General features: G+C 65.7%; 27 protein-coding genes. 13 read left to right on the top strand and 14 right to left on the bottom strand.

The window, feature by feature from the left end; genetic code table 11:
- The first annotated feature begins 54 nt into the window (after window positions 1-54).
- Window positions 55-804 carry a 4-phosphopantoate--beta-alanine ligase gene (locus tag ACYJ11_RS02475; RefSeq protein ID WP_461646591.1) on the top strand — a complete coding sequence of 250 codons (750 nt, stop codon included), beginning with the start codon at window positions 55-57 and terminating at the stop codon, window positions 802-804.
- Window positions 801-3,353, top strand: coding sequence for an AAA family ATPase (locus tag ACYJ11_RS02470; protein ID WP_461646590.1), 2,553 nt, complete (start codon window positions 801-803; stop codon window positions 3,351-3,353). Before ACYJ11_RS02475 ends, ACYJ11_RS02470 begins: the two co-directional genes overlap by 4 nt.
- 7 nt (window positions 3,354-3,360) lie before the next feature.
- Here ACYJ11_RS02470 and hutH read toward each other — a convergent pair whose 3' ends face one another.
- The 4 genes from hutH to hutU are packed head-to-tail and all read right to left on the bottom strand — an operon-like array spanning window position 3,361 to window position 8,931.
- Entirely contained in the window at window positions 3,361-5,007 is a 1,647-nt protein-coding gene (gene hutH, locus ACYJ11_RS02465) for a histidine ammonia-lyase (RefSeq protein ID WP_461646589.1), read from the bottom strand.
- A complete protein-coding gene (gene hutI / locus ACYJ11_RS02460; protein ID WP_461646588.1) occupies window positions 5,004-6,266 on the bottom strand; it encodes an imidazolonepropionase in 1,263 nt (420 codons plus the stop codon). Before hutI ends, hutH begins: the two co-directional genes overlap by 4 nt.
- Window positions 6,263-7,186 (bottom strand): formimidoylglutamase, encoded by a 924-nt coding sequence (gene hutG / locus ACYJ11_RS02455; protein ID WP_461646587.1) that lies wholly within the window; start codon window positions 7,184-7,186, stop codon window positions 6,263-6,265. The genes hutI and hutG overlap by 4 nt, the downstream gene beginning before the upstream one ends.
- Window positions 7,183-8,931, bottom strand: coding sequence for a urocanate hydratase (gene hutU, locus ACYJ11_RS02450; RefSeq protein WP_461646586.1), 1,749 nt, complete (start codon window positions 8,929-8,931; stop codon window positions 7,183-7,185). The genes hutG and hutU overlap by 4 nt, the downstream gene beginning before the upstream one ends.
- Window positions 8,932-9,012: 81 nt before the next feature.
- Here hutU and ACYJ11_RS02445 point away from each other — a divergent pair, with 81 nt between their 5' ends.
- The 6 genes from ACYJ11_RS02445 to ACYJ11_RS02420 all read left to right on the top strand — a co-directional run bounded on the left by ACYJ11_RS02445 (window position 9,013) and on the right by ACYJ11_RS02420 (window position 13,801).
- Window positions 9,013-9,657, top strand: coding sequence for a helix-turn-helix domain-containing protein (locus ACYJ11_RS02445; RefSeq protein ID WP_461646585.1), 645 nt, complete (start codon window positions 9,013-9,015; stop codon window positions 9,655-9,657).
- Window positions 9,658-9,889: 232 nt separating this feature from the next.
- On the top strand, window positions 9,890-10,348 hold the full coding sequence (locus tag ACYJ11_RS02440; protein WP_461646584.1) for a hypothetical protein: 459 nt from the start codon (window positions 9,890-9,892) through the stop codon (window positions 10,346-10,348).
- Window positions 10,349-10,425: 77 nt separating this feature from the next.
- Window positions 10,426-11,214 (top strand): hypothetical protein, encoded by a 789-nt coding sequence (locus ACYJ11_RS02435; protein WP_461646583.1) that lies wholly within the window; start codon window positions 10,426-10,428, stop codon window positions 11,212-11,214.
- 90 nt (window positions 11,215-11,304) lie between these two features.
- The gene (locus tag ACYJ11_RS02430) at window positions 11,305-12,237 is read left to right on the top strand and encodes a sulfide-dependent adenosine diphosphate thiazole synthase (RefSeq protein ID WP_005537851.1); all 933 of its coding nucleotides are present in this window, start codon (window positions 11,305-11,307) and stop codon (window positions 12,235-12,237) included.
- Window positions 12,238-12,369: 132 nt separating this feature from the next.
- Window positions 12,370-12,858: an HTH domain-containing protein gene (locus ACYJ11_RS02425; protein WP_188974511.1), complete on the top strand. Its 489-nt coding sequence runs from the start codon at window positions 12,370-12,372 to the stop codon at window positions 12,856-12,858.
- Between the two features lie 181 nt (window positions 12,859-13,039).
- The gene (locus tag ACYJ11_RS02420; RefSeq protein WP_461646582.1) at window positions 13,040-13,801 is read left to right on the top strand and encodes a DUF7001 family protein; all 762 of its coding nucleotides are present in this window, start codon (window positions 13,040-13,042) and stop codon (window positions 13,799-13,801) included.
- Between the two features lie 16 nt (window positions 13,802-13,817).
- On the opposite strand, the gene ACYJ11_RS02415 is transcribed toward ACYJ11_RS02420, so the two are convergent.
- Genes ACYJ11_RS02415 through ACYJ11_RS02400 form a run of 4 tightly spaced genes read right to left on the bottom strand, consistent with a single transcriptional unit; the run spans window position 13,818 to window position 16,733 of the window.
- The gene (locus tag ACYJ11_RS02415; protein ID WP_461646581.1) at window positions 13,818-14,468 is read right to left on the bottom strand and encodes a class I SAM-dependent methyltransferase; all 651 of its coding nucleotides are present in this window, start codon (window positions 14,466-14,468) and stop codon (window positions 13,818-13,820) included.
- On the bottom strand, window positions 14,465-15,361 hold the full coding sequence (locus ACYJ11_RS02410) for a thiamine-phosphate synthase family protein (protein WP_461646580.1): 897 nt from the start codon (window positions 15,359-15,361) through the stop codon (window positions 14,465-14,467). The genes ACYJ11_RS02415 and ACYJ11_RS02410 overlap by 4 nt, the downstream gene beginning before the upstream one ends.
- Window positions 15,361-15,948: a dCTP deaminase gene (dcd, locus tag ACYJ11_RS02405; RefSeq protein ID WP_004591373.1), complete on the bottom strand. Its 588-nt coding sequence runs from the start codon at window positions 15,946-15,948 to the stop codon at window positions 15,361-15,363. Before dcd ends, ACYJ11_RS02410 begins: the two co-directional genes overlap by 1 nt.
- 41 nt (window positions 15,949-15,989) lie before the next feature.
- Window positions 15,990-16,733, bottom strand: coding sequence for a Yip1 family protein (locus ACYJ11_RS02400; protein WP_461646579.1), 744 nt, complete (start codon window positions 16,731-16,733; stop codon window positions 15,990-15,992).
- A 77-nt stretch (window positions 16,734-16,810) separates the two neighbouring features.
- Between ACYJ11_RS02400 and pth2 the strand changes: the two genes are divergently transcribed.
- The 3 genes from pth2 (at window position 16,811) to psmB (ending at window position 18,645) form a co-directional block, all read left to right on the top strand.
- On the top strand, window positions 16,811-17,149 hold the full coding sequence (gene pth2, locus ACYJ11_RS02395; protein WP_004591375.1) for a peptidyl-tRNA hydrolase Pth2: 339 nt from the start codon (window positions 16,811-16,813) through the stop codon (window positions 17,147-17,149).
- Between the two features lie 69 nt (window positions 17,150-17,218).
- Window positions 17,219-17,953, top strand: a complete 735-nt coding sequence (psmA, locus tag ACYJ11_RS02390) for an archaeal proteasome endopeptidase complex subunit alpha (RefSeq protein ID WP_004957832.1) — start codon at window positions 17,219-17,221, stop codon at window positions 17,951-17,953.
- On the top strand, window positions 17,953-18,645 hold the full coding sequence (gene psmB, locus ACYJ11_RS02385) for an archaeal proteasome endopeptidase complex subunit beta (protein WP_188974506.1): 693 nt from the start codon (window positions 17,953-17,955) through the stop codon (window positions 18,643-18,645). The genes psmA and psmB overlap by 1 nt, the downstream gene beginning before the upstream one ends.
- 56 nt (window positions 18,646-18,701) lie before the next feature.
- Here the strand turns inward: psmB and ACYJ11_RS02380 are convergent, their stop codons facing one another.
- The 5 genes from ACYJ11_RS02380 to tenA all read right to left on the bottom strand — a co-directional run bounded on the left by ACYJ11_RS02380 (window position 18,702) and on the right by tenA (window position 22,235).
- Window positions 18,702-19,097 (bottom strand): universal stress protein, encoded by a 396-nt coding sequence (locus tag ACYJ11_RS02380; RefSeq protein ID WP_421641610.1) that lies wholly within the window; start codon window positions 19,095-19,097, stop codon window positions 18,702-18,704.
- Window positions 19,098-19,180: 83 nt separating this feature from the next.
- Window positions 19,181-19,309: a hypothetical protein gene (locus tag ACYJ11_RS02375; RefSeq protein WP_277347977.1), complete on the bottom strand. Its 129-nt coding sequence runs from the start codon at window positions 19,307-19,309 to the stop codon at window positions 19,181-19,183.
- Window positions 19,306-20,814 (bottom strand): sodium:solute symporter family transporter, encoded by a 1,509-nt coding sequence (locus ACYJ11_RS02370; RefSeq protein ID WP_461646578.1) that lies wholly within the window; start codon window positions 20,812-20,814, stop codon window positions 19,306-19,308. The genes ACYJ11_RS02375 and ACYJ11_RS02370 overlap by 4 nt, the downstream gene beginning before the upstream one ends.
- Window positions 20,815-21,579: a TenA family protein gene (locus tag ACYJ11_RS02365; RefSeq protein ID WP_461646577.1), complete on the bottom strand. Its 765-nt coding sequence runs from the start codon at window positions 21,577-21,579 to the stop codon at window positions 20,815-20,817. It abuts the gene before it with no gap.
- A complete protein-coding gene (gene tenA / locus ACYJ11_RS02360) occupies window positions 21,576-22,235 on the bottom strand; it encodes a thiaminase II (protein WP_461646576.1) in 660 nt (219 codons plus the stop codon). The genes ACYJ11_RS02365 and tenA overlap by 4 nt, the downstream gene beginning before the upstream one ends.
- 201 nt (window positions 22,236-22,436) lie before the next feature.
- Between tenA and ACYJ11_RS02355 the strand changes: the two genes are divergently transcribed.
- A complete protein-coding gene (locus tag ACYJ11_RS02355; protein ID WP_461646575.1) occupies window positions 22,437-23,360 on the top strand; it encodes a thiamine-phosphate synthase family protein in 924 nt (307 codons plus the stop codon).
- Window positions 23,361-23,382: 22 nt separating this feature from the next.
- Here ACYJ11_RS02355 and ACYJ11_RS02350 read toward each other — a convergent pair whose 3' ends face one another.
- On the bottom strand, window positions 23,383-24,354 hold the full coding sequence (locus ACYJ11_RS02350) for a C-terminal binding protein (RefSeq protein ID WP_461646574.1): 972 nt from the start codon (window positions 24,352-24,354) through the stop codon (window positions 23,383-23,385).
- Window positions 24,355-24,513: 159 nt separating this feature from the next.
- Here ACYJ11_RS02350 and ACYJ11_RS02345 point away from each other — a divergent pair, with 159 nt between their 5' ends.
- Window positions 24,514-25,917: a short-chain fatty acid transporter gene (locus ACYJ11_RS02345; protein WP_461646573.1), complete on the top strand. Its 1,404-nt coding sequence runs from the start codon at window positions 24,514-24,516 to the stop codon at window positions 25,915-25,917.
- Window positions 25,918-25,946 lie beyond the last annotated feature (29 nt).

The raw sequence follows: 25,946 nt of genomic DNA, 5'->3' as shown, positions 1-25,946 counted from the left end.
CCGAGACGCGCCCCTGACGGACGACTTTAGTACAGGGAGGTATCACTGGAACGTATGAGTGAGGACGTCGATCTCCCTGAGAGCCACCCCCGCTACGAGTCGCTTTTGACCCGCCACCGTATCGAAGCGGGCGTCGACCGCGGTATCACCTCCCGGCAGGGCCTCATCGCCCAGGGCCGTGGCGAGGCCTTCGACTACCTGCTGGGTGAGCGCACTATCGACAGCGCCGACGACGCCGAACGCGCCGCCGCGGCACACCTCCTGTCCGCAGACCACGCCGTCGTCTCGGTCAACGGCAACGCTGCCGCCCTCGTCCCCGGCGAACTCGTCGAACTCGCCGAGGTGACCGGCGCAGACCTCGAGGTGAACCTGTTCAACCGGACCGAGAAGCGTATCGAGGCCATTGCAGACTACCTCCGCGAGCACGGCGCGACAGACGTGAAGGGGCTGACCGCCGACGGACGCATCCCCGGCCTTGACCACGAGCGCGCGAAGGTTGACGCCGATGGCATCGGCGCGGCGGACGTGGTGCTGGTCCCGCTGGAAGACGGTGACCGTGCCGAGGCGCTGGGCGAGATGGGCAAGACGGAACTCGTCATCGACCTCAACCCTCGAAGCCGCTCGGCGGAAGTGGCGACGGTCCCCATCGTCGACAACATCATCCGCGCGATCCCGAACATTACCGAGCACGCCCGCAACCTCCGTGGCGACCCGGACGCCCAGCAGGACGCCATCGACGCGTTCGACGCCGACAGCGCCCTGACCGCTGCCGAGCAGACGATTCGGGAGGGCGACCTCGAATGAGTCTGCCACCGTACATCTACGCCGACCGTCGGGTACCAGAGGAGGAGACCGTCAGAGAGACGCTCGACCAGCGGACGATGACCGCTTTCGGGGACGCCGAACAGCTGGAACGCCTCCACCGGGTCTTCTATCCGGTGTTCAAAGTCGACTACGAGTACGAGACCGGCAAGGGGAAGCTGCTCGGGACGACGACGAAGTCCGAAACGGCGTTTCTCGACGGCCTCTGGGCGGACAACGACCGGGCTGTCTCACAGTACGTCGACGACACCGACGCGGTGGTCCGCCGAGCGACCAGCGACTACGACCTCGGCCGCAGCGACCCGGCGCTTGGCCGCTCTGTCCTGCTGCAGTTTCAGGTTACTGACGACGACGCCCGAGCGTTACTGCCCCAGCGTGTCGCGGAGTACCGCGACCAACAACAGAACGCCGCCTCCGGCACGGCCAACGTATTCCTCCGGAAACTGCGCGAATCCTACGGGCTCCCCGGGGATTTCGACCCCGACGGATTCGACAGCGTGACTGGCGTCGACCGCCTGTATCTCCCCTTCTGGCTTGCCGAGTACCACTCACCCGACAGCACGGACGTGAAGCTCGTCACCTTCCGGGACCCCGATGCCCCGACCGAAGAGCTACAGCGCCACGGCTGGCTCGCGGAGTTTTTGAGCGCCGAACCCCGCCGGCTGGCCGAGTACGGCTACGAAGTCAATCCGGACCGGCTCGAACGGAACATTCGGGAGCGAATCGACCAGTCCGACGAATCAAGTTCGACCGGGACGAGCGGCAATACCAACTCGAACAGTACCGACGGCGCGCCCTCGATAAACCGCGAGCAGCCCTCGGACGACGGGACGGTGGTCCAGCCCGACGGCGTCGACATGGAAGCCGACGGGCTGGTCGACCCGAACCCGTCCCGGAGCTTCGCCGATGTGGGCGGGATGGCCGAGCTACTGGAGACGCTCAACCACAAGGTCGTCCGGCCGCTGCAGGACCCGAGCGCCTTCGAGGAGTACGGCATCGGCGTCGTCAACGGTGTCCTGTTGCACGGCCCGCCCGGCTGTGGGAAAACCCACGTCGCCGGCGCGCTCGCAGGCGAGGTCGACCACGCCTTCATCGAGGTCACGCCCGCCGACGTGACGAGCAAGTACATGGGCGAACCCGCACAGAAGGTCGAGGAGCTGTTCCAGATCGCCCGTGCGAACGCCCCATGTATCCTTTTCATCGACGAGATCGACGGCATCGCCGGCGCACGCGACGGCGACAGCAACATGAACAGCAGCGAGCAGCAACTGGTCAATCAATTGCTCACCGAACTCGAGGGCATCGCAGACGAGGACGTGGTGGTGCTGGGCGCGACGAACCTCGTCGAGGACGTGGACGACGCCATCCGCCGCTCGGGCCGGTTCGACGAGCGGGTGGAGGTCCCCCCACCGGACCCGCAAGCTCGAAAGCAGATTCTGGAGATTCACTTGGCCGGCCGACCGACGGCTGCCGATATCGACCTCGACCCAGTCGTCGAGGAGACGGCCGGCTTCGCGGCCAGCGACATCGAACTCATTGCCGAGGACGCCGCCCGGAAGGCGTTGCGGGCGGACGCCCCGATCGGGACGGACCATCTCATGCAGGCCGCCACAGAGACCGACACCAGCATTCCGGACTGGGTCGACCCCGAGATGGTCGCCGAAAACGGCGTCGTCCAGCCCGACGGCGTCGATCTACAGGCCAGTTCGCTGGTCGAGACTGATCCGGGACGGGACTTCGGCGACGTGGGCGGGATGGGCGAACTGAAGGACCGGCTCGAAGACACGGTCCTCGACCCGCTTCAGAACGCCGACGCCTACGCCGAGTACGGCATCGACGTGCTCGCCGGGCTGTTGCTGTACGGCCCGCCCGGCTGTGGGAAGACCCACCTCGCCGGCGCGCTCGCGGGCGAGCTCGAACATAGCTTCGTCGAAATCAGCCCCGCGGACGTGACGAGTAAGTGGATGGGTGAGCCAGCCCGCAACGTCGCCGAGGTGTTCGAGGTGGCCCGCGCGAACGCCCCCTGCGTGCTGTTCATCGACGAAATCGACGGCATCGCGGGCTCGCGTCGCGGCTCGATGAACACGAGCGAGCAACAACTGGTCAATCAACTGCTCACCGAACTCGAAGGCGCGGCGGCCGAGGACATCGTCGTGGTCGCCGCGACGAACTTCGTCGAGGACATCGACGCGGCGCTGCGGCGCTCTGGCCGGTTCGACGAGCGTGTGGAGGTCCCGCCGCCGGACGCCGAGGCTCGCAAGCAGATTCTGGAGATCCACTTGCAGGACCGGCCCGTCGCCAGCGATATCGACTGGGACGCCATCGTCGAGCCGACGGCTGGCTACGCCGCCAGCGACCTCGAACTCGTCGCCGAGGACGCGGCGCGCCACGCTCTGCGAGACGGCTCGGAGATAACGCAGGCGCACCTCGAAACCGCCGTCCGGGAGACGCATTCGAGCATCGCCGACTGGGACGACCGCGACCGCTATCAGGGAGCGGCGGGTACCGCGGACCTGGGGCTCGGGTCCTGAGGACGGCTCACTCTAGCTCTTCGTCGAGCGCCGCAGCAACCCGCTCGGTGAAGGCCGGTGACTCGACGAGCGCGCCCGCGGCCTCGATGTCTTCGTGGACTGGGCGGTCCGCCGTCAGCTTCGGGACCACTGCACGGACGGCGTCGTAGGCTTCGGCGGACCCGACGCCCAGTTCGAGGTCTTCGTCGACGAAATCGGCGGCCTGCGCTCCACAGCATAGCTCGACACCGAGGATCGCAGCGGTGTTTCGCGCCGTTTTCCGGGCCAGATACGCCGACTGCGCGCTCATGCTGACGTGGTCCTCCTGATTGCCGCTGACGGGGGTGTTGTCCATCGAGGGCCGGCCGAAGGACCGACATTCGTTCAACAGCGCCGCGGCGGTGTACTGGGCGATCATGTAGCCCGAACGGACGCCGCTCTGTTCGGTGAGAAACGGCGGGAGGTGTGGCTCCTGCAGATTGGGGTTGAGCATCCGGTCGGTCCGGCGCTCCGAGATGGCCGCGAGTTCGGTGAGCGCGTTCGTCAGATAGTCGAGACGCATAGCGAGTACCGCGCCGTGGAAGTTCCCGCCGGAGAGCACGCCCGCGCTGTCGGAGCCGGAGGCCCGATCGTCGACGCTCACAGCGCTTGCCTCGCTCGCTTCACGTCGGTCGCTCCTGCTCGCTCGGCCCGAGGATTCACTGCGCTCGTCTTCGCGGGGGAACACCAGCGGATTGTCCGTCGCGCTGTTGAGTTCCACCTCGACGGCTTCCCGGAGGTGGGCAACGGCGTCACGGACCGCGCCGTGGACCTGCGGCAGACAGCGCATCGCATAGGCGTCTTGCACGCGGTCGCAGTTTCGGTGTGACTCGACCACGTCGGAGTCGGCCGTCAGTCGCCGGACGTTTCGTGCACTCGCGGCCTGGCCAGCGTGGGGCCGGACGGCAGTGATGGCTTCGTGGGACGGCACTGTCGAAGAGAGGGTCACCTCCGTCGTGAGCGCGCCGGCGACGTCGGCGGCAGTGACCAGTCGTTCAGCGTCGTCGAGGAGGAGCGCGGCGACGCCGACGGTCAGTTGCGTCCCGTTGATGAGCGCCAGCCCCTCCTTGGCCCGGAGCGTCACCGGTTCGAGATCGGCCGCGTCAAGCGCCTCGTCGCCGGGGAGTCGTTCCCCCTCGACCTCGGCTTCCCCTTCGCCGATGAGTACCAGCGACATATGTGCGAGCGGGGCGAGGTCACCGCTCGCGCCGAGGCTGCCCCGCGACGGGACGACTGGATGTACACCCGCGTCGAGCATCGCTACCAGCAGGTCGACAACGGACTCGCGGATGCCCGAATACCCTTTCGCCAGCGTGTTCGCCCGCGTGACCATCATCGCTCGGACCTCCTCGGTCGTCAACTCCCGGCCGACCGCGGCGGCGTGGCTTCGCAGGAGGTTCCGCTGGAGGGCATCGAGGTCATCGCGTGGGATGCGCTCGTCGACGAGGTCGCCGAAGCCGGTGGTGACGCCGTACACCGCCTCGCCGCTGTCCAGCACGCTCTCGACGCGCTCGCGGGACTCGCGGATTCGCTCGCGGGCGGTTTCGGCAACTGTGACGGTCGCGCCGTTCCGGGCGACGGCGACCACGTCGGCGGGTGTGAGCGACTCGCCGTCAAGGACAACGTCGGCGGTCATGGTTGTCCCTCCCGGTGGTATGACTCATGTGTTGGGGTGCTGACGACCGACCCGTCTTTCAGGACGGTGTCGACGACGTTGGTCCCGTACTGGTACGGAATGTGGACGTGACTCGGCGCGGCAAGGACGACGGCGTCACCGGGCGCACCCTCGCGGAGCGTCCCCAGTCCATCGGTCCTGTCCAGCGCGAGCGCGGCGTGTTTCGTTCCAGCGATTAGCGCTTCGGCCGGCGTCAGCCCCATCTCGACGCAGGCCAGCGACAGCGCAAAGCCCATGCTGTGGCTGTGGCAGTTTGGATTGAAATCTGTCGCTACCGCGACGGGTGCACCCCGGTCGCTGAACGCCGTCGCATCCGCGTACGCTGCGCCGAGCCCGAACGCCGTCCCAGGAAGCAACACCGGCGTCACGTCGGCGTCGACCAGCGCGTCGATGTCCGCTTCTGTCGCGTGGAGGAGGTGATCGGCACTGGCCGCGCCCACGTCCGCCGCTAGCTGCGTCCCGCCGATATGGGCCAGTTCTTCGGCGTGGACCTTCGGCGTCAGTCCGGCGGCCGCGCCTGCTTCGAGGACCCGCCGGGACTGCGCGACTGAGAATACACCCTCCTCGCAGAACACGTCGCAGAACTCGGCGATGCCCTGTGACTCGACCGCTGGAATCTGTTCGTCGACGACCGCCGCGGTGTAGTCGTCGGCGTTCCACCCCTCGGGGGCCGCGTGTGCGCCCATGAACGTCGGGACCACATCGACGGGATGGATGTCGTCGGCGCTGTCGATAACCCGGAGCATCCGTAGCTCTGTCTCCGTGTCGAGCCCGTAGCCGGACTTCACCTCGACTGTCGTCGTCCCGTGGGCGAGCATGGTGTCGAGATGGGCCAGCAGGTTCGACAGCAGCGTTTCCTCGTCGGCGTCCCTGACCGCTCGGACCGTTCGGAGGATGCCGCCGCCTTCGGCGAGGATATCCTGATAGGACTTCCCGCGCAGTTTGGCGGCGAACTCGTCAGAGCGGTCGCCGGCGAACAGCCCGTGGGTGTGGGGGTCGACGAAGCCCGGAACGACAGCCTGCCCGCCGGCATCGACAGCGTGACTGGCGCTCTCCGGCGGGTACTCGGCGGTTACCTCCGCCGTCGGACCGACAGCGGCGACCGTGCCGTCAACGATGGCGACCGCGCCATCCTCGTAGGTCTCCAGACCGCGGCCGTCCGCCGCCGGGCCCGCGACGAGTTCGGCCGCGCCGTAGACCACAGCGTCGAGAGTTGTCATCGGTCACCTCCCAGGCCGCTGAGGAAGTGCGCGACGGCACGGGCCCCGGCACACGCGGTCCGGTTCCCGACATCAAGCGGCGGCGCGCACTCGACCACTTCGAACCCGGCGATGCGGTCGTCGGACGCCACGCGACCCAGCATCCGGAACAGCTCTCGTGTCGAGAGGCCGCCCGGTGTCGGCGCGCTCACGCCCGGTGCGGCCGCGGCGTCGAGCACGTCGAGGTCCAGACTGACATAGACGGCGTCTACGTCGCCCAGTGCGGCGAGAGCGTCGTCAGCCGCGCCAATGGGGTCGCCGGCCACCGACTCCGGCGGCAAGACTGTCCCGCCCTGCTCGGCGAGGTAGTCGTGGTACGCTGTCGAGGTTTCGAAGTGACGCGCGCCGACGACGGCCAGCGTGTCGAGGCCCACATCGTGGAGCTGACGGTACGGCGTCCCGCTCGTCGGTTCGTCTTGCACGGCGCGGCAATCGAGATGGGCGTCGAAGCTGATCGCGCCGACAGTGCCATCAGCCACCAGCGGTGCGGTGTTCGGGAACGTCAGCGAGTTGTCGCCACCGAGAAACACCGGTATCGCGTTCGTTGCGTGGACCCGGTCCGTTACCGAACGGACGGCACGCTGGACCTGTTCGACATCGCCAGCCGGAATCTCGATGTCGCCGAGGTCGGCGACTGCGTGGACCGGCCCACGTTCGATGTGATGGGTCTTCGTTCCGCTGAGTTCGCGTCGGAGGGCCGACGGGCCGGCACGCGCCCCCGGCCGTCCGATGACGGCCCCGTCGTACGGCTCGCCCACCAGCACAGCGTCGTACTCGGAAGCGGTCGCGAGCGTGGCCGTCTCGACGATGTCACCGAACTGCTCGTCGTTTGGGTCGCCGGACGGGCCGGTCCACGGCGACGGGTCTGTCAGGTCGGTCATCGGTCGCGGTTGCGGTCGCGCATCGGGACCGCCACGTCGTTCTCGTCGGCGATGTCCTGTGCGATCTCGTAGCCGGCGTCGGCGTGGCGAATGACGCCCATCCCGGGATCGGTCGTGAACACGCGGCGAGCCTTCTCGGCTGCGAGATCAGACCCGTCGAGGACGACGTGGTTGTTCGTGTGGAGTGAGTTACCGATGCCGACGCCGCCGCCGTCGTGGACGCTGACGATATCCGCGCCAGCCGCACAGTTCAGCAGGGCGTTCAGGATCGGCCAGTCGGCAACGGCGTCAGTTCCGTCTTTCATCGCCTCGGTTTCGCGGTTTGGCGAGGCCACGCTCCCGGCGTCCAAGTGGTCCCGCGTAACGACGATGGGTGCCGAAATCTCCCCGTCGGCGACGAGTTCGTTGATACGGAGCGCGAGGCGGGCGCGCTCGGTCAGCCCGTCCTCGGTCGCGTACCCCAGCCAGCACACTCGCGAGGGAAGCCCCTGGAAGGACACCTGCTCTTGGGCGAGGTCGATCCAGCGATGGAGGTCGTCTTTCTCCGGGAACAACTCCTTGACTGCGTCGTCAGTCCGATGGATGTCCGCGGGGTCGCCCGAGAGCGCGGCCCAGCGGAACGGCCCCTTGCCTTCACAGAACAGTGGGCGGATGTACGCGGGAACGAATCCCGGGAAATCGAACGCGCTGTCGAGGTCGCGCTGGTCCTCGACCTGCCCGCGGATGTTGTTGCCGTACTCGAAGGCGATGGCACCCCTGTCCTGCAGTTCCAGAATGCCCTCGACGTGTCGCGCCATCGTATCGAGGCTCTCCGCGACGTACGTCTCGGGGTCGCGTTCGCGGAGCCGGTCGGCTTCCTCGACGGTGTAGCCAGCGGGGTAGTACCCTTCCAGTTCGTCGTGTGCGCTTGTCTGGTCAGTCACTACATCGGGGACGAACCCCATCTCAAGCATCTCCGCAAGCATATCCGCGGCGTTCATGTGGACACCGATGCTGTAGGGCTCACCGTTCGCCGCGGCCTCCTGTGCGCGCTCGATAGCCGTTGGGAGGTCGTCGGTCTTCTCCTGACAATACCCCGTCTCGATGCGCCGGTCGATACGGTCCTCGTCGACTTCGGCCGCGATACAGACGCCGTGGTTCATCGTCACTGCGAGCGGCTGCGCACCGCCCATTCCCCCGAGGCCGCCGGTGACGACAATCTTCCCGCGGAGGCCGTCGTTGTCCGGGTAGTGTTCTCGAGCGAGCGCGGCCAGCGTCTCGTAGGTTCCCTGAATGATGCCCTGCGTGCCGATGTAGGCCCACGAACCGGCGGTCATCTGGCCGTACATGATCTGGCCCTTCGCTTCGAGTTCGTGGAAATGCTCCCAGTTGTCCCACTTGCCGACGAGGTTCGAGTTCGCGATGAGGACGCGGGGGGCCTTTTCGTGGGTTTCGAACCGACCGACCGGCTTGCCGCTCTGGACGAGGAGGGTTTCGGTGTCGCCGAGTTCGCGGAGCTCGTCGACGATGGCGTCATAAGCGTCCCACGACCGAGCCGCACGCCCGGTTCCGCCGTACACGACCAGTTCCTCCGGATTCTCGGCGACTTCAGGGTCGAGGTTGTTGTTCAGCATCCGCAGCGCGGCCTCCTGTCGCCACCCTTCACACTCGATATCGGTGCCGGTGGGCGCACCCTGGTACTCGCGCCACTGTTCCGAGGGAGTCCCGATGTCGTGGTCGGTGTCCGGGGAAGACTGCTGTGCCATACCCTCCTATTCGTGCCCTAGCGTGATAGCGGAGACCCTCCGTTCGGAACTGTTTTTATATGTATATGTGTATTGGTTGTTATGTACGAGGCGGTGTTCCGGGTGGCCGGTGATGGGACCTACGAGACGGCGACAGACGGGACCGGCACGCGAATCGAACTGTGGTGTACCGACCACAGCGACCTCCTCCACGTCCGCGGTGGGGATGTCGGGCCGGTCGTCGAACAGGTCCGCGAGACTGTTGGCATCGCCGAGCGCCTCGAAACGGACGATGGGCAGGTTCTGGTCACAGAGGCGTGTCTGAAGGTCCACCTAGCGGACACCGTCGAGCGCTATCTGGCCGACGAGGGGTGTCTGCTCGTGCCGCCGCTTCGGTACGCGGAGGGGCACAAACTCGTCCGGGCGCTGGGGCTTAGTTCCGACGCGCTATCGGCAGTGTACCGGTCGTTAGCGTCGGCGTTCGAGGTCACTGTCGAGTCGAAACGCGAGGTCGGGGCAGTGACGCCCGACGCGCCGCTGGTGACCGCTGGCGACGTGGTACCGTCTCTTTCGCCACGCCAGCGCGAGGTGTTCCTGACGGCGTACGAGCACGGGTACTACGAACTGCCGCGCGAGACGACAACGGCGGCTATCGCGGACCGTGTTGGGGTCCAGCGCCGAACCGCGGAAGACCATCTGCGGCGCGCTGAAAAGAAACTAGCCGACGCGCTGGTGGCGTACCTGTAGCTGCGGGGGTTGCGACCAGTACGCTGACGCTAACAGCACCCAGTTCGGGGCTGGTGTCGATGCCCACAGTCCGGACACGTCGCGCTGAACGCCGGTGCGTCATACTCGAAGCCGGTGTCACACTGCTGGCAGACGAGTAGCTGTGCCATAGCGATGATGCAGGCCTGCGTGCATATCAGTGTCCTGCCGCCACTGGCGGGGTGTACTTCCGTGTTCGGGCTAAGGGTCGGGTATGGACCTCGACCGCTTTACCGAGGATACACCGGCCGACGACGCACCCGGTGGGGCCCGGGTCTGTGTCGTCGCCGCACAGACAGAGACGTTCGAACGCTGTCGACAGGGCTTCTATCCGTCACCAGAGTCCTACGACCGAACGACAGAGTCGTTCGACTACATGGCGTTCTACCGGACTGCGCCGGTCTCGGCGGTCACGCACTACGCCCCGGTGACCGATCGAACGGATCAGACCCGTGGCGGCCCGGGACCGATGGACGCGGACGACTGGGGAGCCCTCATTGACTCGTTCTCGGAGACGGACAACGTCGTGGTGTTCGAACTAGACGACCTCGTGCCGCTCGACGCCCCTGTCGAGAACGACCAGCACGGCCTCCGAGGCGCGTGGTACTGCACTATCGACGATCTTCGGGCCGCCGATACGCTCTCGACACTGGCCGCTACCGCGACTACCTGAGCAGGGGCCGGTAGCCCACGCAACGCCCCGGTATCAGTGGCGAGGGTTCAAACGGGAAGCGCCCTTACGAAGGGCGAATGCTCATCTACCCATCGGTCCGGGACCACGGTGTTTCGCTGTGCGAGCGGGCCGGCTACGATGTGGCGGTACGTGACGATAGCGGCCGACCGCCCGCGCTCGCGACGCCGAACAACGACGCGGTCGGTCTCGTGGATGCGACAGATCCGCGGCCGATCGCTGTCGAACCACTGACCGAAGCTAACGTCGGCCCCGATGGACTCATTCCCCGGTTTGTCGATGCGGTTCGGGAGGGGCGGGACTGTCTGTTCGTGGTCCCGTCGACAGAGGCGATGGGAACAACACTGACCCAGATGGTCGCCACCGTTCTGGGTGAGCCCACCTGTCTGGCCGCCGACGGCCCCGACGGACGGCAGTTCTACAACGGCCCCGACCGCGTCCCGCTCTCTGATGGCACATACGCCTGTGCGCGAGCACCGGCCGATGACCTCCAGTGGCGCGAGGTCAAAGTCGATCAAGGACGACCCAGACTCGAACTCGGTGTCGGAACGGAAGTGGTCGCCGTTCTCAAACACGTCGATTCGCTCGCCGATGCCGGCCGCCACGCTTTCCAGCACGCCTATCGCCGGGCAGACAACGGGCAGTTCGAGGTGACAGCGGGCGGCGATGTAGTCGAGCGATTCCCGGGGCCGACGGCGATGCGGCGCGGCGGCTACCCACCCGTGCCGATGCCGCTGGTCCCTGAGCACCTGTTTCCCGAGGACGCGGACCACTCGCGGTGGGCTGTCTGCCAACCCGATGGCGGCACGGACGTACTGACCGCTGATGGACTGAGCGCCTGGGCCTGACGGCGGCTATTTCTCCCTGATGCTGTGTGAACAGCGACCGATAGCTGCATCAGAACGACTATGTATCACCAATGAATATCACTAAGTGGTATGAGCGATTCCGATTCATTCGAACAGTTCAGCGACGTCGGCGAGGCGGAAGTCACACGCGCAATCGGGCAGGAATGGACCGAGGAGTTCATGGACTTCTCGGACTCCGATGTCATCATTGTCGGCGGCGGCCCATCGGGGCTGATGGCTGCGAAGGAACTCGCCGAGCGAGGCGTGCAGGTGATGGTCGTCGAGAAGAACAACTACCTCGGCGGCGGCTTCTGGCTCGGCGGTTTCCTGATGAACAAGGTCACTGTCCGGGACCCTGCCCAGCAGGTGCTCGACGAACTCGAAGTCGACCACAAGCAATCCAAGGACAGCGAGGGCCTCTACGTCGCTAACGGTCCGGAGGCCTGTTCCGGCCTCATCAAGGCCGCCTGTGACGCCGGCGCGAAGATGCAGAACATGACGGAGTTCACCGACATCGTCATCCGCGAGGATCACCGTGTCGGCGGTATCGTGATGAACTGGACGCCGGTCCATGCGCTACCCCGCGAAATCACCTGCGTCGACCCGATTGCCGTCGAGGCTGACCTCGTCATCGACGCGACGGGCCACGACGCGATGGCTGTCAAGAAACTCGACGAGCGCGGCGTCCTCAACGCGCCGGGCCTCGAAGACGAAGCCAGCGGCATGGACCAGACCGACGACGACACCTACGGCGCGCCCGGCCACGACTCGCCCGGCCATGACTCGATGTGGGTCGGCGAGAGCGAGGACGCTGTCGTCGAACACACCGGTCTTGCACACGACGGCCTCGTCGTTACTGGCATGGCCACCGCGACCACCTACGGCCTCCCGCGCATGGGGCCGACGTTCGGTGCCATGCTCGTCTCCGGCAAGCGCGCCGCACAGGTCGCGCTTGATGAACTTGAAGTCGACGCCGAGCCGGTCGACGTTACGAGTCGCGACGCAACCCCTGCTGACGACTGAAATCCTCCCCACGTCCCGCTGGTTTTTAAGCGTCTGTCTTTTTCGGAGTTAGTTACTCATTCAGGCCATAATATCGCACTAATACAAACAATTATGCAAGCGTGCGACAATTATGTTAGTGATTATCAACCAATGCCCGAAGAGATGCAGCGGAGCGACAACCACGGGTCTGACGAGCCAGTCGGCGGCGAGATCGCGGTCCACCTCTGGAGTCGACGGCCGGTTTGTGGTCCCCGAACGACAGCTATCGACCGGTTCACAGAACTCGCCGCAACGGGAGTTGTCGATGATTTCGATATCCAGACGTGGCCCGAGGAAATTCCCGTGTCCCAGCGGAGCGAACACGGCGAGGTGCTGGAGACTGTCGACCGGTACGAACAGTGGGCGACCGAACGGGGACTGAGTCTTCGACCACCCTTTGAGACGCGGACCTCGTCGCTACTTGTCGGCGGCAGTACGGAGGTGCTGCGACTCCCGATGATAGCCGTCGCCGTTTACGCGGACGACGATCTCGTGGGGGTCTACCCGTGTACTGACGGAGAGACGACGTGGTCCGTCACCGATTGCATCGACGCGCTCACTGCGGACCCGACGGCACTCCCGCACGAACCGAAGCAGTGACGCCCGACTGAAACGGCTCAGTCTGTCCGGTGGCGGTCCTGTCCAGCACTGCGATCGGTGCCCGTCTCTCGTCTGAAACACCACACTGGCTCGCTCACTCTGACTCTCTATTTTGCACCTCAATGCGCAGTGATCCCCGATGCACAAACGGTATTACCAACCAATACCACTGGCAAATAAAATGGAGTCCGTCACGCTATATCGCGCCCCGACGACGGTCGCCGACGCCGACGCCATCGCCGGCTGGCTCGACGCGCGGATCGAGGCCACTGTCTCCGTCCGGGACCGGTTTCTCTCGCTGCACGGTGACTCGGACTTGGCGGAATCGTTCGCGGAGGCGCGGGTACTCTCGCCGTACGACCGCGAGACCGGGAACACGATGCTGGGTATCGTCCGGTACGAGGAGCGAGCGCTGGAGTCCCCCGAACGGGCCGGCGGCGTCATCTACGACGGGCTGGCGGTCCAGCGGGCGCTCCACGAACGAATTCCCGAGTCCGAGCGGTCACTCGACCACCTCCACGTCCCGCTGCTGGACCGCGTCGTCGGGACCTGGGGCGACCATGACGGCCGCTGGCACAAGCGCGTGAACGTCCTCGGACAGCCCGCGGTCGTCTCGGTGCCGGGGCTGTACGAGGCCCCCGCAAAACCTGAACAGTACTACAAGGAACAGCAGAAACACGCTCTGCTCGGCGGCGGCGCACCGCCCCGGGAGGTACTCGAAAACGAAGTCGAGGGCGAGTTCCTCGTCGAGGACGACCCGCGGACGACCGACGCGCTCAAGGGGTACGTCCTGCAGGCCTGCCACTACCTCGACACTGGCGAGGCGTTCTGTGACGAGGAAACATGCCGGCTCCACAACTCCCACCGCCAGCCCGACGTCGTCGCCGCACAGCTACGGGAGCCCCAGTTCTGTCCGGAGCACGCCGAGCGGTATCGGCCATAGCGATTCGGCCGTCCCGTCAGGGCACAGTCCCGCTGAGCAGTCCGGCGAAGCCGCCGGCCATCGTCTCGTACCGCCGGTCGACCGTCCGCTCGGTGATTCGGTCGCGGGCCGCCCGCACCCGTCGCTCGAACGCGCTAGCGTGTGACCGCGTGGAGAGCCGCGTCCCCGGCGCGGAGAGGCGGACGAACCCCTCGAACACGAGATTCAGCGGCGCGGCGAGGGCGCTGGGGCTCCGCTGGAAGTTCAGCAGGGCGACACGGCCGCCGGTGCCGACGCTGTCACACCACGCGTCGACCGCCGCCGCGGGGTCCTCGAAGATGCCGGCGACGAACGTCGCCAGAACGGCATCGGCCTCTCGAATCGGCGGACGGGCGGCATCGGCCTGCACGTAGTGTACGCTTTCGCCCGTCCGCGCGGACCGCTCGCGGGCGCGGTCGAGCATTTTTTGCGTCACGTCGATGCCGACGACTCGACCCGCCGGAGCGACTCGCTCGCGGAGATGGGGGACGTTCGCGCCCGTGCCACAGCCCATTTCGACGACGGTATTGCCGGGTGCAAGCGCCAGCGAGTCCGCCGCTCGGTCGCGCCAGGACGCCACACCCGGCGCATTCGCTACCCAGTCGTACACTTGCGCCCACCGGCCGTAGAACGATTGCGCGTCGGTCACAGGATTTCGCGCGCCGTTTCGGCGACCGATACGGCGTCGTCCCCGAGCAGGTACACCACCGGCTCGATCCCCATCGCGCCAGTGTGATAGAGCACGTCGGCCCCCGGGTCGTCAGCCAGCGCAGCCGCGACGGCCGGTTCGACGCTCTCCTCGGCATCGAACTCGACGACGGTGAGGCCCGCGTCTCGGAGCGTGGCCACGACAGACTCGTCGTAGCGGACGTTCAACACCGCGCGGGCGTCGCTTCCGGCAGCCCGCGCCGCCAGCAACAGCGTCGCGACGTGCTCGCTGACGCCGAACTCCGGGTCCGCCGGAATCGTTGCCCGCCCTTTCACGTCGAGAATTCGCCCCGGGACGGCGGCCACGTCATCGATGCTGTCGGCGCTAGGGAGACACTGAACGAGGTTCGACCCCACCGCCGGGATGAGCGTCGCGAACCCGCTCGTGTTTTCCAGCACACTGAGTCCGCGCCGCACCGAGGCGAGCGTCCGCTCGGCCGTCCGAAGCTGTGAGTCCGGGTCGTGGACGGCGAACTCGTCGTCGTAGTCGCCCAGTTCCGGGACCGCGTCCTCGTGTAACTGTGCGAGGACACCGCCCTGTTCGAGTTCGCGGATGAACACTTCTGTCTCGACCAGCGCCTGAACGGAACTCATATCGCCATTTGCCAGCCCGTCGGCCAGCCGCTCAACCAGCTCTTCCAGCCCGCGGTGGGCCAGCAGGTCCTCGTGGCGCGCCACGTCGCCGTGGACATACTTCGACACCGCGCTCTGGCTGATTCCCAGCAGGTCGGCGACCTCGGACTGCGTCAGCCCGCGCTCTCTGAGAGCGTCGGCCAGCAGCGAGCGAAACGTCGGCAGGAAGTCGTCGACGACGATTTCCTCGATGAATCGCACTATTGGTCGCCTCCAAATTCTCTATCTCCCTGTATCTTGCTCGCCTGCGGCCCAGACTGGCCCTGATACTTCGAGCCGCGTTCGGCCCCGTACGGACGGTCAGCGGGCGTCTTGAGTTCCGTGAACGTAAGCTGCGAGATTCGCATCCCAGGCGTGAGCGCTACCGGCGCGGTGCCGAGGTTCGACAGTTCGAGCGTGATCTGACCCTCGTAGCCGGGGTCACACAGGCCAGCCGTCGCGTGTACTACGATTGCCAGCCGGCCCAGCGACGAGCGCCCTTCGACGTGGGCGATGAGGTCGTCGGGGATGGCGACCCGTTCGTGGGTCGTCCCAAGCACGAAATCACCGGGGTGGAGGATGAACTCCCCGCCCTCCTCGATGACGGTTTCCTCGACGTAATCGGCGACTTCGTCCTCGGAGTTCGGGTGGATACAGGGGATGTTGGCGTGCTGGAACTCCAGGAACTCATGCCCGAGGCGGAGATCGACGCTGGCGGGCTGAATCTGGATGTCCGGGTCGTCGAGCGGCTCGACGACAAGGTCACCCTGCTCCAGCCGTCGGAGAATATCCGCATCTGAGAGTATCATGAGAGTGGCGTGTGCGGCCGGAAGCCTAAACTCCCCGATTCTTATGAGGCGATCACGGGTAGCGTCGCAACGATGACAGCGATGGCGACCGCCGCGTACCTGCTGATCTCGTGAACGACTCTGAGGCCGCCGGCCCAGACGTACGCCTGCCAGGCTGCGGTCCCGACCTGTATCGCGAGAAAGACGAGCCCCGAAAGGCCGTTCTGGAGACGCCGAACCTGTTCGAGCAGCAGTTCCGGCGAAGATGCAGAGAGATCGGTATTGGCAGCGAAAAAGACGAGTGCAGCACCGCCTGCGGCAACGCCGACCACGGAGGGCAGCAGTCCCCAGGCAGTGATCTCCGCTGTCTCGCCGAACCGGCCGGAGCCACCGGCTAGCTTTGCGCCGACATACAGACCGATCATCAATCCGATCCAGACGATGATGAAACCGACGAACAGCCCCGGAAGGACCTCAGTCGCATAGTCCCAGATGAGCGACCCGACTTCGACAGTTTGCGTTGCCGGTTCGTCACAGCCGGAAACGGTTATTCCGCCGACGCCGCCGTCTTCGCACATCTGGTCCGGCGGCCGTGCGGGGTTGTCTCGCTCGACAGTGCCGGTGAACTGTGTGGCGAACAGCCGCAGCGAGACTCCGAGAATGGCTGTTACGGCGACGGCGATCCCAAGAGCGAAGGCACCGCCACGGTATCCGTTCAGCCGCTCACGCCGCTGTTCGAAGAACGACCCCGGTCGCAAGAGGAATGTCCGGATGGTGGAGGGCATCTCCGGGGTGTGCTCGGCCACGGCGTATGTACTCTGTGGTATGTGCAACCGTGGAGGGAGTCCGACGGGAGTTTAAGTACGGGTGGCCATGTAATCGTATGAAGCAGGCTATCGTCGCGCGGGCCGACATCGGCATGGGCGAGGGCAAGCTCGCCGCCCAGGTTGCCCACGCCTCGCTGTCGGCCTACGAGGACGCCGGCCCGAAACCCCGGAAAGCCTGGAAGGGCGCGGGGCAGAAGAAAGTCGTCCTGAAGGCCACCAGCGAGTCCGAGCTGTTCGAACTCGCAGACGTGGCCGAGCGCGAAGGCCTGCCGCATGCGGTCGTCCGGGACGCCGGCCACACACAGCTCGATCCGGGGACTGTTACGGCACTCGCCGTCGGCCCCGCCGAGGACGAGCTGGTGGACCGCGTCACCGGCGACCTGCCGCTGTTCTGAGGGCAGCGGCCCGCGATACGGTTATATAAGAGCAACCCTAACCTCAGGTGAACAACAACACGATACATTATGCAAGGAAACGAACAACAGGCCTACGACCGCGGGATTACCATCTTCTCCCCGGACGGACGCCTCTATCAGGTCGAGTACGCACGAGAAGCCGTCAAGCGCGGAACCGCCAGCGTGGGGGTCCGCACCGAGGACGGCGTGGTCATCGCCGCCGACCGCCACGCCCGGTCGCCGCTCATCGAGCGCGACAGCATCGAGAAGATCCACGAGATCGACTCTCACGTCGGTGTCGCTAGCGCGGGTCACGTGGCCGACGCACGCCAGCTTATCGACGTGGCGCGCCGGCAGTCACAGGTCAACCGCCTGCGTTACGACGAGCCCGCCTCCGTCGAGTCCCTGACCAAGGAGATCACGGATTACATCCAGCAGTACACTCAGACGGGCGGTGCACGCCCGTTCGGTGTCGCGCTGCTGGTCGCCGGTATCGAGGACGGCGAACCGCGCCTCTTCGAGACGGACCCCTCGGGGACGCCCTACGAGTGGCAGGCTGTCGCCATCGGCGGCTCCCGCGAAGACATCCAGTCGTTCCTCGAAGAGGAGTACGCCGAGGGGATGGACCTCGAAGGCGGCATCGAACTCGCGCTCCGGGCGCTGGCCTCGGTCAACGAGGACGGCCTCGACGCGACCGGTGTCGACATCGCCACCATCGATGTGGAAAGCGAACAGTTCGAAAAGCTCGCCGAGGACGACATCGCCGAGCGGCTTGAAGAGTTCGAACTCGGAGGTGAGGAATAATGCACGACCCCGAGAACCGACTGACTGATGCCTACGAACCCGAAGTCGGCACACTGCCGAACGAGGACGGCGGGCGCGACGAGGAGAACGTCGTCAAGACCGGCACGACAACCGTCGGTCTCTCGACGGAGAACGGCGTCATCATTGCGACGGACCGGCGTGCCTCTCTCGGTGGCCGCTTCGTTTCGAACAAGCAGGTCCAGAAGGTCGAGCAGATCCACCCGACGGCCGCGATGACGCTGGTCGGCAGCGTCGGCGGGGCCCAGTCGTTCATCCGCTCGCTTCGCGCCGAGGCCGACCTCTACGAGGTCCGCCGCGACGAACCGCTCTCGATTCACGCGCTGGCGACGCTTGCGGGTAACTTCGCCCGCGGCGGCCCGTACTTCGCCATCAACCCCATCGTCGGTGGCGTCGACGAAGAGGGCAGCCACGTCTACAGCGTCGACCCAGCCGGTGGTGTGCTCGAAGACGACTACACCGTCACCGGCTCCGGGACGATGGTCGCAACGGGGACCATCGAGGGGCAGTACGACCCCGAGATGACCCTCGACGAGGCCCGCGGTCTTGCGATCCGAGCCGTCAACGCCGCGGCCGAGCGTGACACCGGGTCCGGCAACGGCGTCGTGCTTGCCGAAATCACCGACGAAGGCGTCGAAATCGACGCTTTCGACGACTACGAGTCGGCCGAATAACCCGGCTACTCAGTTTTCGGTTTCTTTGCGGTCGGTTGTCAGCGGCCAGTGGCTACTCACTCCCGGGGAACGACCCGCATCGGATAGTCGGACTGCCGCATGATGTCCTGCGCGACGCTGCCGAAGATGAGTCGGTCGGTCTGGCTCCGCTTGCGGACGCCGATAACGAGTTCGTCGGCATCGATCTCCTCGGCGATGTCGAAGATGTCCGTCGCCGGGCTGTTGCCGCGGATTATCTGATAGGTCTCGACAGACACTTGATCGCCCAGTCGGTCCGAGACGACTTCGAGTGCGGCTTTCCCGTCGGCGACCGCTGTCGATGACGTGCTGTCACCACCGCGCTGTGAGTTGACCGCGTAGACGCTGTCGTCCGGGTCGAGGACGCCTTCGAGGTACGAACACAGTGTCTGGCTGACTGTCTCGGAGTTCGTCGCGAGCACGAAGGTCTGCATATGCGATGTTCCACAGCCATCATGATAAGCATGTGTACTGTTACCGCGAACCACTTTCTGTCCAGGCTCTTCCGGCCGTCGGGCTACTCGGTCAGGACCAGCCAGCCGACGGCGAGAAAGACCCCGAGCACGAGCAGAATCGACCCCCAGGCCAGCGCCGCGAACGCTGTTGACCCGAGTGCGGCGAGAGGGACGATGGCTGACGGCGTCATTGCTCGGACCCCCCGTCAGCCACCGGATCGTCGAGCGCACGGACCTCCCGGCCGAGTGCGTCGAGGTCGGCGTCGGCCCCGCCCAGAACTGTCGCCGCGACGGTGAGAGCGGCCGAGACGAGCGTTGCACCGGCGAAGGCAATGAGGAACGACGGCGCTGGCAGCATACTCCCGACGCCTGGTATGGCGCTGACGAGGCCACGGAGCGACGGGAAGTAGGTGAACCCGACGAGTAGCCCCGCGATGCCCGAGACTACCGCGCCCGGACCGGTGAGCCGCTCGGTGTAGAGACCGGCGAGGAAGGGAACGAAGACGCCGGCGGCCAGCAGGTCGGCAGTCAGGAACAACTGGAGGACGCTGTACCCCTGCGCGCCGATGAACATCGCGGCGAGCGCGACAGCGACCGTCAGCCCGCGCCCACCCAACCACAGGGTCCGCTGGTCGGGGTCGTCAAGCAATCGAGCGAGGTCGGCGGTGACGACGCTGGCGATGGCGTTGAACATCGTGTCGGCCGAACTCATCACCAGCAGGACGGCGAGGACGACGACTGCCAGAGTCACCCACGTCGGGAACGCCTCCGCTACCACGAGGAAGAAGGCGATGCTGGCGGAGCCGGACTCAGTGAGTCCCAACCCCGTGGCGGCGATGCCGAACAGCCCCGACAGCAGGAGCATCGGGACGACCACGAGGGCGGCGATTCCCATCCCACGCCGCAAGGCGCCCTCCCCGTCGGCGGCGTACACCCGCTGCCAGACGCCCTGGTTCAGCATATTCGCGCCCAGAAGCGCGAAGGCCACGTACAGCCCGAACTGCAGACCAGGACCGAACGTCGGGTCGAGCAGTGTCGGGTCCGCCGACACCACCGTCGCGTGGAACTCGCTCGTGCCACCAAGTGAGAGGAGCGCACCGGCGAAGCCGACGGCCAGAAGCGGGAGGATGACCAGCGTCTGGACGGTGTCGGTGACGATGCTGGCAAGCAGGCCGCCGTAGGTGGTGTAGACAAGGACGAACCCACCGATGAGTAGCGAAGTCTGCCAGAGCGGCACATCTGCGACGAGCGCGAGCGCACCAGCGATGCCGGTCATTTCCGCGGCGAGGAAGATGAACATGTAAAACACTGAGACTAGCAGGACGAGCAGGTACATCCCAGAGCCAAACCGGGCGTAGGCGAACTCCGTCAGCGAGTGGCCGGCGGGCATCACCTCGCGGATGCGAGCGCCGACCGGGATAAAGAGGACGAGGGGAATCGCGCTGCCGATGGCGTAGCCCAGCACGGCGGGGAGTCCGCCGAACGCGGCCCCGGCCTCTGCCGGACTCAGTAGAATCCAGACGCCCATCATCGACGCGATGACTGTCGCGGCGAGGGTCCCGCTGCCGGCCGAGTCGCGGGCAGAGATATACGTCTCCACCGAGTCGATGCGGCCACGTGCGGCGAAGAGGCCGACGCCTGTGAACACAAGGACGGTCGCCGCGGTCAGGCCGAGGACCACAGCCGAAGAAGCCATCTACGGACTCACCTCGCTGTCGACTGTTGCTTGGCGATTTTCGTAGGCCGTCTCGAAGAACTGTCGTTCGAGCGTGACCGTGCGGTCGAACAGCGACGCGACGCGGGCTTCCCGGCGGGGCGAAAGTGTCGGTCCGATGGCGTCAAGTTCGCCCCGGAGCCAGTCGACGAACGCGACGAAGGAGTCGACGGCGTGGAGGTCGACCCACTCGGCGAAGTAGAACGGCAGTCCCATCCCCGCGCTGGGAAGCCCATCGCTGTCCGGGTCACCGTGGGCCGTGGCAGCCGCCGTCGCCCACGACTCGTATATCCACTCTGCCGGAACGAGGACGGCCAGCGTCTCTGCGTATCCGCCTTCTCGGGCAGCGCGACCCAGTAGGTCGATGAACGCCGCCGTTGCATCCGTTGGCTCGGGGTCTTGCCAGCGTGAATCTTCGACGCCGAGTGTGGCAAAGGAGCGCTCGAAGTAGTCGTCTTCCTCGTCGGTCACGGTATCGAGGAACTCCACAAGCTGCCGCTTGGCGGCCATGTCCGGGGCCTGTCCGACCGCGTGGCCGAACGTACCAACGAGTTCGTCGACGAACGCGTAGTCCTGTACCAGATACTCGGCGAACGCGTCTTCGTCGAGTGTGCCGGCCCCGAGTTCCTCGACGAATCGGTGTTCGACGGCGGCGTCCCAGTCCGGCTGACTCTGTTCCCGGAGCCAGTCAGTAAACCGGGGCTCGTCTGTGTGTTCGGCGTACGCCGCGTACGTCTCTCCTGTCATAGCTCCCACCCCTCCTGCGTGTAGGCCATCTCCCAGAACCGGTGTTCGAGTTTCGCGCTCGTGCGGAACGCGTCTTCCATGGCGTCGTGTTGGCCGGGATAGCGCTCGCCACAGCGGTCGACGTACGCCCGACACCACCCCGTCGCCTCCCGGAAGTCGTCGCTGGTGTACATCTCGATGAACGGCATGTACCGGTGTTCGCCGTCGGCCAGGTCAGCCATGTGTTCGGCCACGTCGAGGTAGCCCTGCATACAGGGGTACAGTGCGGCGGCAATCTCCGCCTCGTGCCCCTCGTAGGCCGTTCGAACGAGGAAGTTCGTGTACGACAGACACGTCGGAGCCTTCTCGGTCGACTCCAGCTCGCGCCGCGAAATGCCGTAGTCCGATGCGAACTCCCGATGCAGGTCCATCTCGGTGTCGAGCACCTGGTGGGCGACCCCGAGCAGGTGCGTCATCGTCGACTCGTCGCCGGCCGTCGCCCCAGCGAGCGCGAACAACCGTGCGTAGTCCTGCAGGTATCGGTAGTCCTGTTTCACCCAGTGTTTGAATGCCGCCTCGTCGAGCGTCCCGTCGGCCAGTTCGCGAACGAACGGGTGGTCCTTCTGTGCGTCCCAGATGTCCTCACCGATGTCGAGCAGGTGGTCGCTGAATGCCATTGGTAGCCGATACAACAAACTCCGACGTATTATATCCTGCTAATACAACCAAGTTGTACTCGCTGGAGAGAACGATGCGCACAGCAACTGCGGGGTTTGGGTGTCTCGGAGCTTTCTGGCTGCTTGCACCCACAGTGGCGTAGTCGACCGACAGCGTTCGTAGTCCCAACTGCTAAACGAACTACGCACTCACTTCCGGTAATGACACTGCAGTTACCGAGTGAGATCGTGGTCGAGCGATTTCTCCCGACGGCTCGGGCGATGCTCGCCACGAGGCTCGACGAGGAGGGCTGGACCCAGCAGGAGATCGCCGACCAGCTTGGCGTGACACAGGCCGCAGTGAGCAAATACGGCAGCGGTTCGGTCACCATCGAGGAGCGGTTCCGGGAGGACGCCCGGATGCAACAGACCATCGAGCGCATCGCCGATGGGCTGGCCGCAGGCGAGATGGACGAGTTCGCGGTGCTGGGCGAACTGCTCGCTCTGGTGCGGGAGTTCGAGGACCGCGGTCCCATCTGTGCGGTCCACGAGGAGGAGATGCCGGCCCTCCAAGGGATGGGCTGTGACCTCTGCGTTCGAGGGACAGACACCGCAGTACAGGCGGAGCGAGCCGTGCTGTCGTCGGTCCGGCGAGCCACGCGACTGCTGGCGAACAGCGATATCATCGTCGACGCCATCCCGAACGTGGGGATGAACGTCGGCATGGCGCTGCCGGACGCTGCAGACGCGCTCGACGTGGCGGCAGTTCCCGGCCGGATTCACGACCTGCGAGGGCGGGTCAACGTCCCATCGAACCCCGAGTTCGGCGCGTCGGAACACGTCGCGGGGACGATACTGGCCGCGATGGCGGTCGACCCCTCTTGTCGAGCGGCGCTCAATCTGACGACCGATGAAGCGTTCCTCGATGCCGCCCGGAGACGGGGTATCGAGCCGCTGGAGTTCGACGCCGGCTACGAGAATCGGGACGAACGGCTCGAAGCCACTTTCCGCGAACGCGGCGATGTCCCCCGTGTCATCTACCACGGCGGCGCGTTCGGCATCGAGCCGATAACCTACGTTTTCGGTGAGTCGGCGGTCGAAGCTGCTGACCTCGCAATCGAACTTCTTGACGCTGCTGACACCTGAGCTGTCTCGTTCGCCGAGCCCATCAGAACCAGCTGGTCTCGGGGTCAATAGGGTTCTCGGGCTCCTCGCCCCGGAGGACCCGGATGACGTCTTCGGTCACGGTTTGTGTCAGTTCGACCCGGGACTCCTCGGAGTACCACGCGACGTGGGGGGTACAGACGACGCTGTCGAGGTCGTGCAGCGGCGAGTCGCCGGGCGGTTCCGCCTCGCGAACGTCCAGTCCGGCCCCGCCGAGATCACTGCTGACGAGTGCGTCGTACAGCGCTGTCTCGTCGACAAGCCCGCCCCTGGCCGTGTTCACGAGCAGCGCGTCGTCGCGCATCCGGTCAAGCGCGTCCGCGTCGATCATTCCCCGAGTCTCGTCGGTCAGGGGGGCGTGCAGCGAGACGATATCGGAATCGCTCAACAGCGTCTCGAAGGTGACCGACTCAACGTCGAGGTCTCCCATCCGGTACTCGGGCGCGTACGGGTCGTATGCGATGACATCAACGTCGAACCCCCGGAGCTTCGCGGCGAACCGGCTGGCGAGCTTGCCGAAGGCGACGAGGCCGACGGTGCTGCCGGCGAGGCGACGGATCGGCTGTCCGACAGCCCACTCCCACTCGCCGCGCTTGACCGAGCGGTCGAACGTGGGTATCTTCCGCAGGCAAGCGAGTACGAGCGCGAACGTGTGGGTCGACACCTCCTCCACAGAGTACTCCGGGACGTTGACGACCGTCACGCCGGCCTCGACCGCTGCCTGCACGTCGATGTTGTCCACGCCGATGCCGGCCCGGCCCACCACTTTGAGCGAGTCGGCGGCGTCGATGACTTCGGCCGTGACCTGCGTGCCGGCGTCGACGATTACCGCGTCAGCGTCTTTCACTGCGCGTGCGACGGCCGCCGGCTCTTTCGCCGCTATCGTTTCGACGGTCGCGTCAACCGCGTCCAGCACCGCCGCCCGTGTCTCCCCGTCCATCACTTTAGTGTCAGAGACGACGACTTTGTATGTCATACGCTGGCTTGCCTCGGGCCCGAAATAAAATCATCTGTCAGGATCGGTCCGGTCGTCGAAATCGCGCCACAGGACTGTGGCTGCACAGCGGTGATTAGCGGAGAACTGACAGAATAGTAGCAAACATTTATGATATATTCGCGAGGAGGTGGCAACAGTATGTCGGCTAGTAACACAGGCGAGACAGCGCTCGAACGTATTGGCTATCGACTCTCTGCGTGGGTGGAACGGTGGATGCCGAGCCCGTTCCTGTTCGCGCTCATTCTCAGCTACGTCGTATTTCTGGCCGGCGTCGGTCTCACTGGCTCCGGCCCAATCGAGATGGTCCAGTTCTGGTACGACGGGTTCTGGGCCTTCTTGACGTTCTCAATGCAGATGGTGCTCATCCTGATGACGGGCTTCGTTGTCGCGTACCACCCGCGTGTCAACGCCGGCATTCGGCGGCTGACAGAGATCCCCAACACCGGAAAGCAGGCGGTCGTCCTCGTCGGCCTGCTGACGATGCTGCTTGGCTGGGTACACTGGGGACTGAGTCTCATCCTCGGCGCGATCTTCGCCCGTGAGATGGGCAAGACCGCCCACGAGAACGGCATCGACGTCCACTATCCGGTCCTCTGTGTCGCGGGCTATCTCGGCCTCGGCCTCACCTGGCACTGGGGGCTGTCCGGGTCCGCGCCGCTCTTGCTTGCGACGGAGGGCAACGAGTTCATCCAGCAGGGCGTCATCGACGTTGTCGTCTCCGCCTCGGAGACCATCTTCCACCCATACGGCCTCATTCTGACCGGCCTGTCGATAGCCTACGCGCTCGGCGTCCTCTACGTCATCACGCCGACCGGCGACCAGGCGCGCGGTATCACGCATTACATCCCCGAAGACGACCTGTTCGAGTCCGCGAGCGACGGCGGCGTGGAAGCGACTGCCGCCACCAATCCGGTCCCAGCCGAGCGTCTCAACCACAGTCGCGTTCTCGGCGGGATTATCGGCTTGACCGGCATCGCACTCGTCGCCTCGCAGTTCGTCCAGTCCGGTATCGATGCGCTCGGGCTGAACATCGTCAACTTCGGCTTCCTGACGATTGGCATCTTCATCTACATGGACCCACAGACCTACCGAGAGAAGTTCGGCGAGGCGGCGACCGCCGCGTCGGGCATCGTGCTGCTCTTTCCGTTCTTCGCCGGCATTCAGGGGATGATGGCCACATCCGGGCTGGCGCAGTTGATGGCCAACGCGCTCATCTCGGTCTCGACGCCCCAGACGTTCCCGGTCATCGCCTGGCTCACCGGCGCGACGGTCAACATCTTCGCGCCGTCCGGCGGCGGCGAGTGGATTATTCTCGGGCCGCCGATTCTCGAAGCCGCCCAGAACCTCGGCGTCCCAGTCGGGCAGGCGACGATGGCCTACGCCGTCGGCGATGCCCATACGAACCTCCTGAACCCCTTCTGGGCGCTGCCACTGCTCGCCATCACCCGCATCAAAGCCCGTGAGATGTTCGGCTACGCCATCGCGATGTTGCTCGCGCTCACGCCGTTCCTGGCTGTCGTGCTGTTCGTCCTGCCGTACTGAACATGGACTCCGGCGAGACAATACGGCCG

The sequence above is a fragment of the Haloarcula sp. H-GB5 genome, from assembly GCF_054850705.1.
This window is presented reverse-complemented; position numbering and strand designations above follow the sequence as displayed.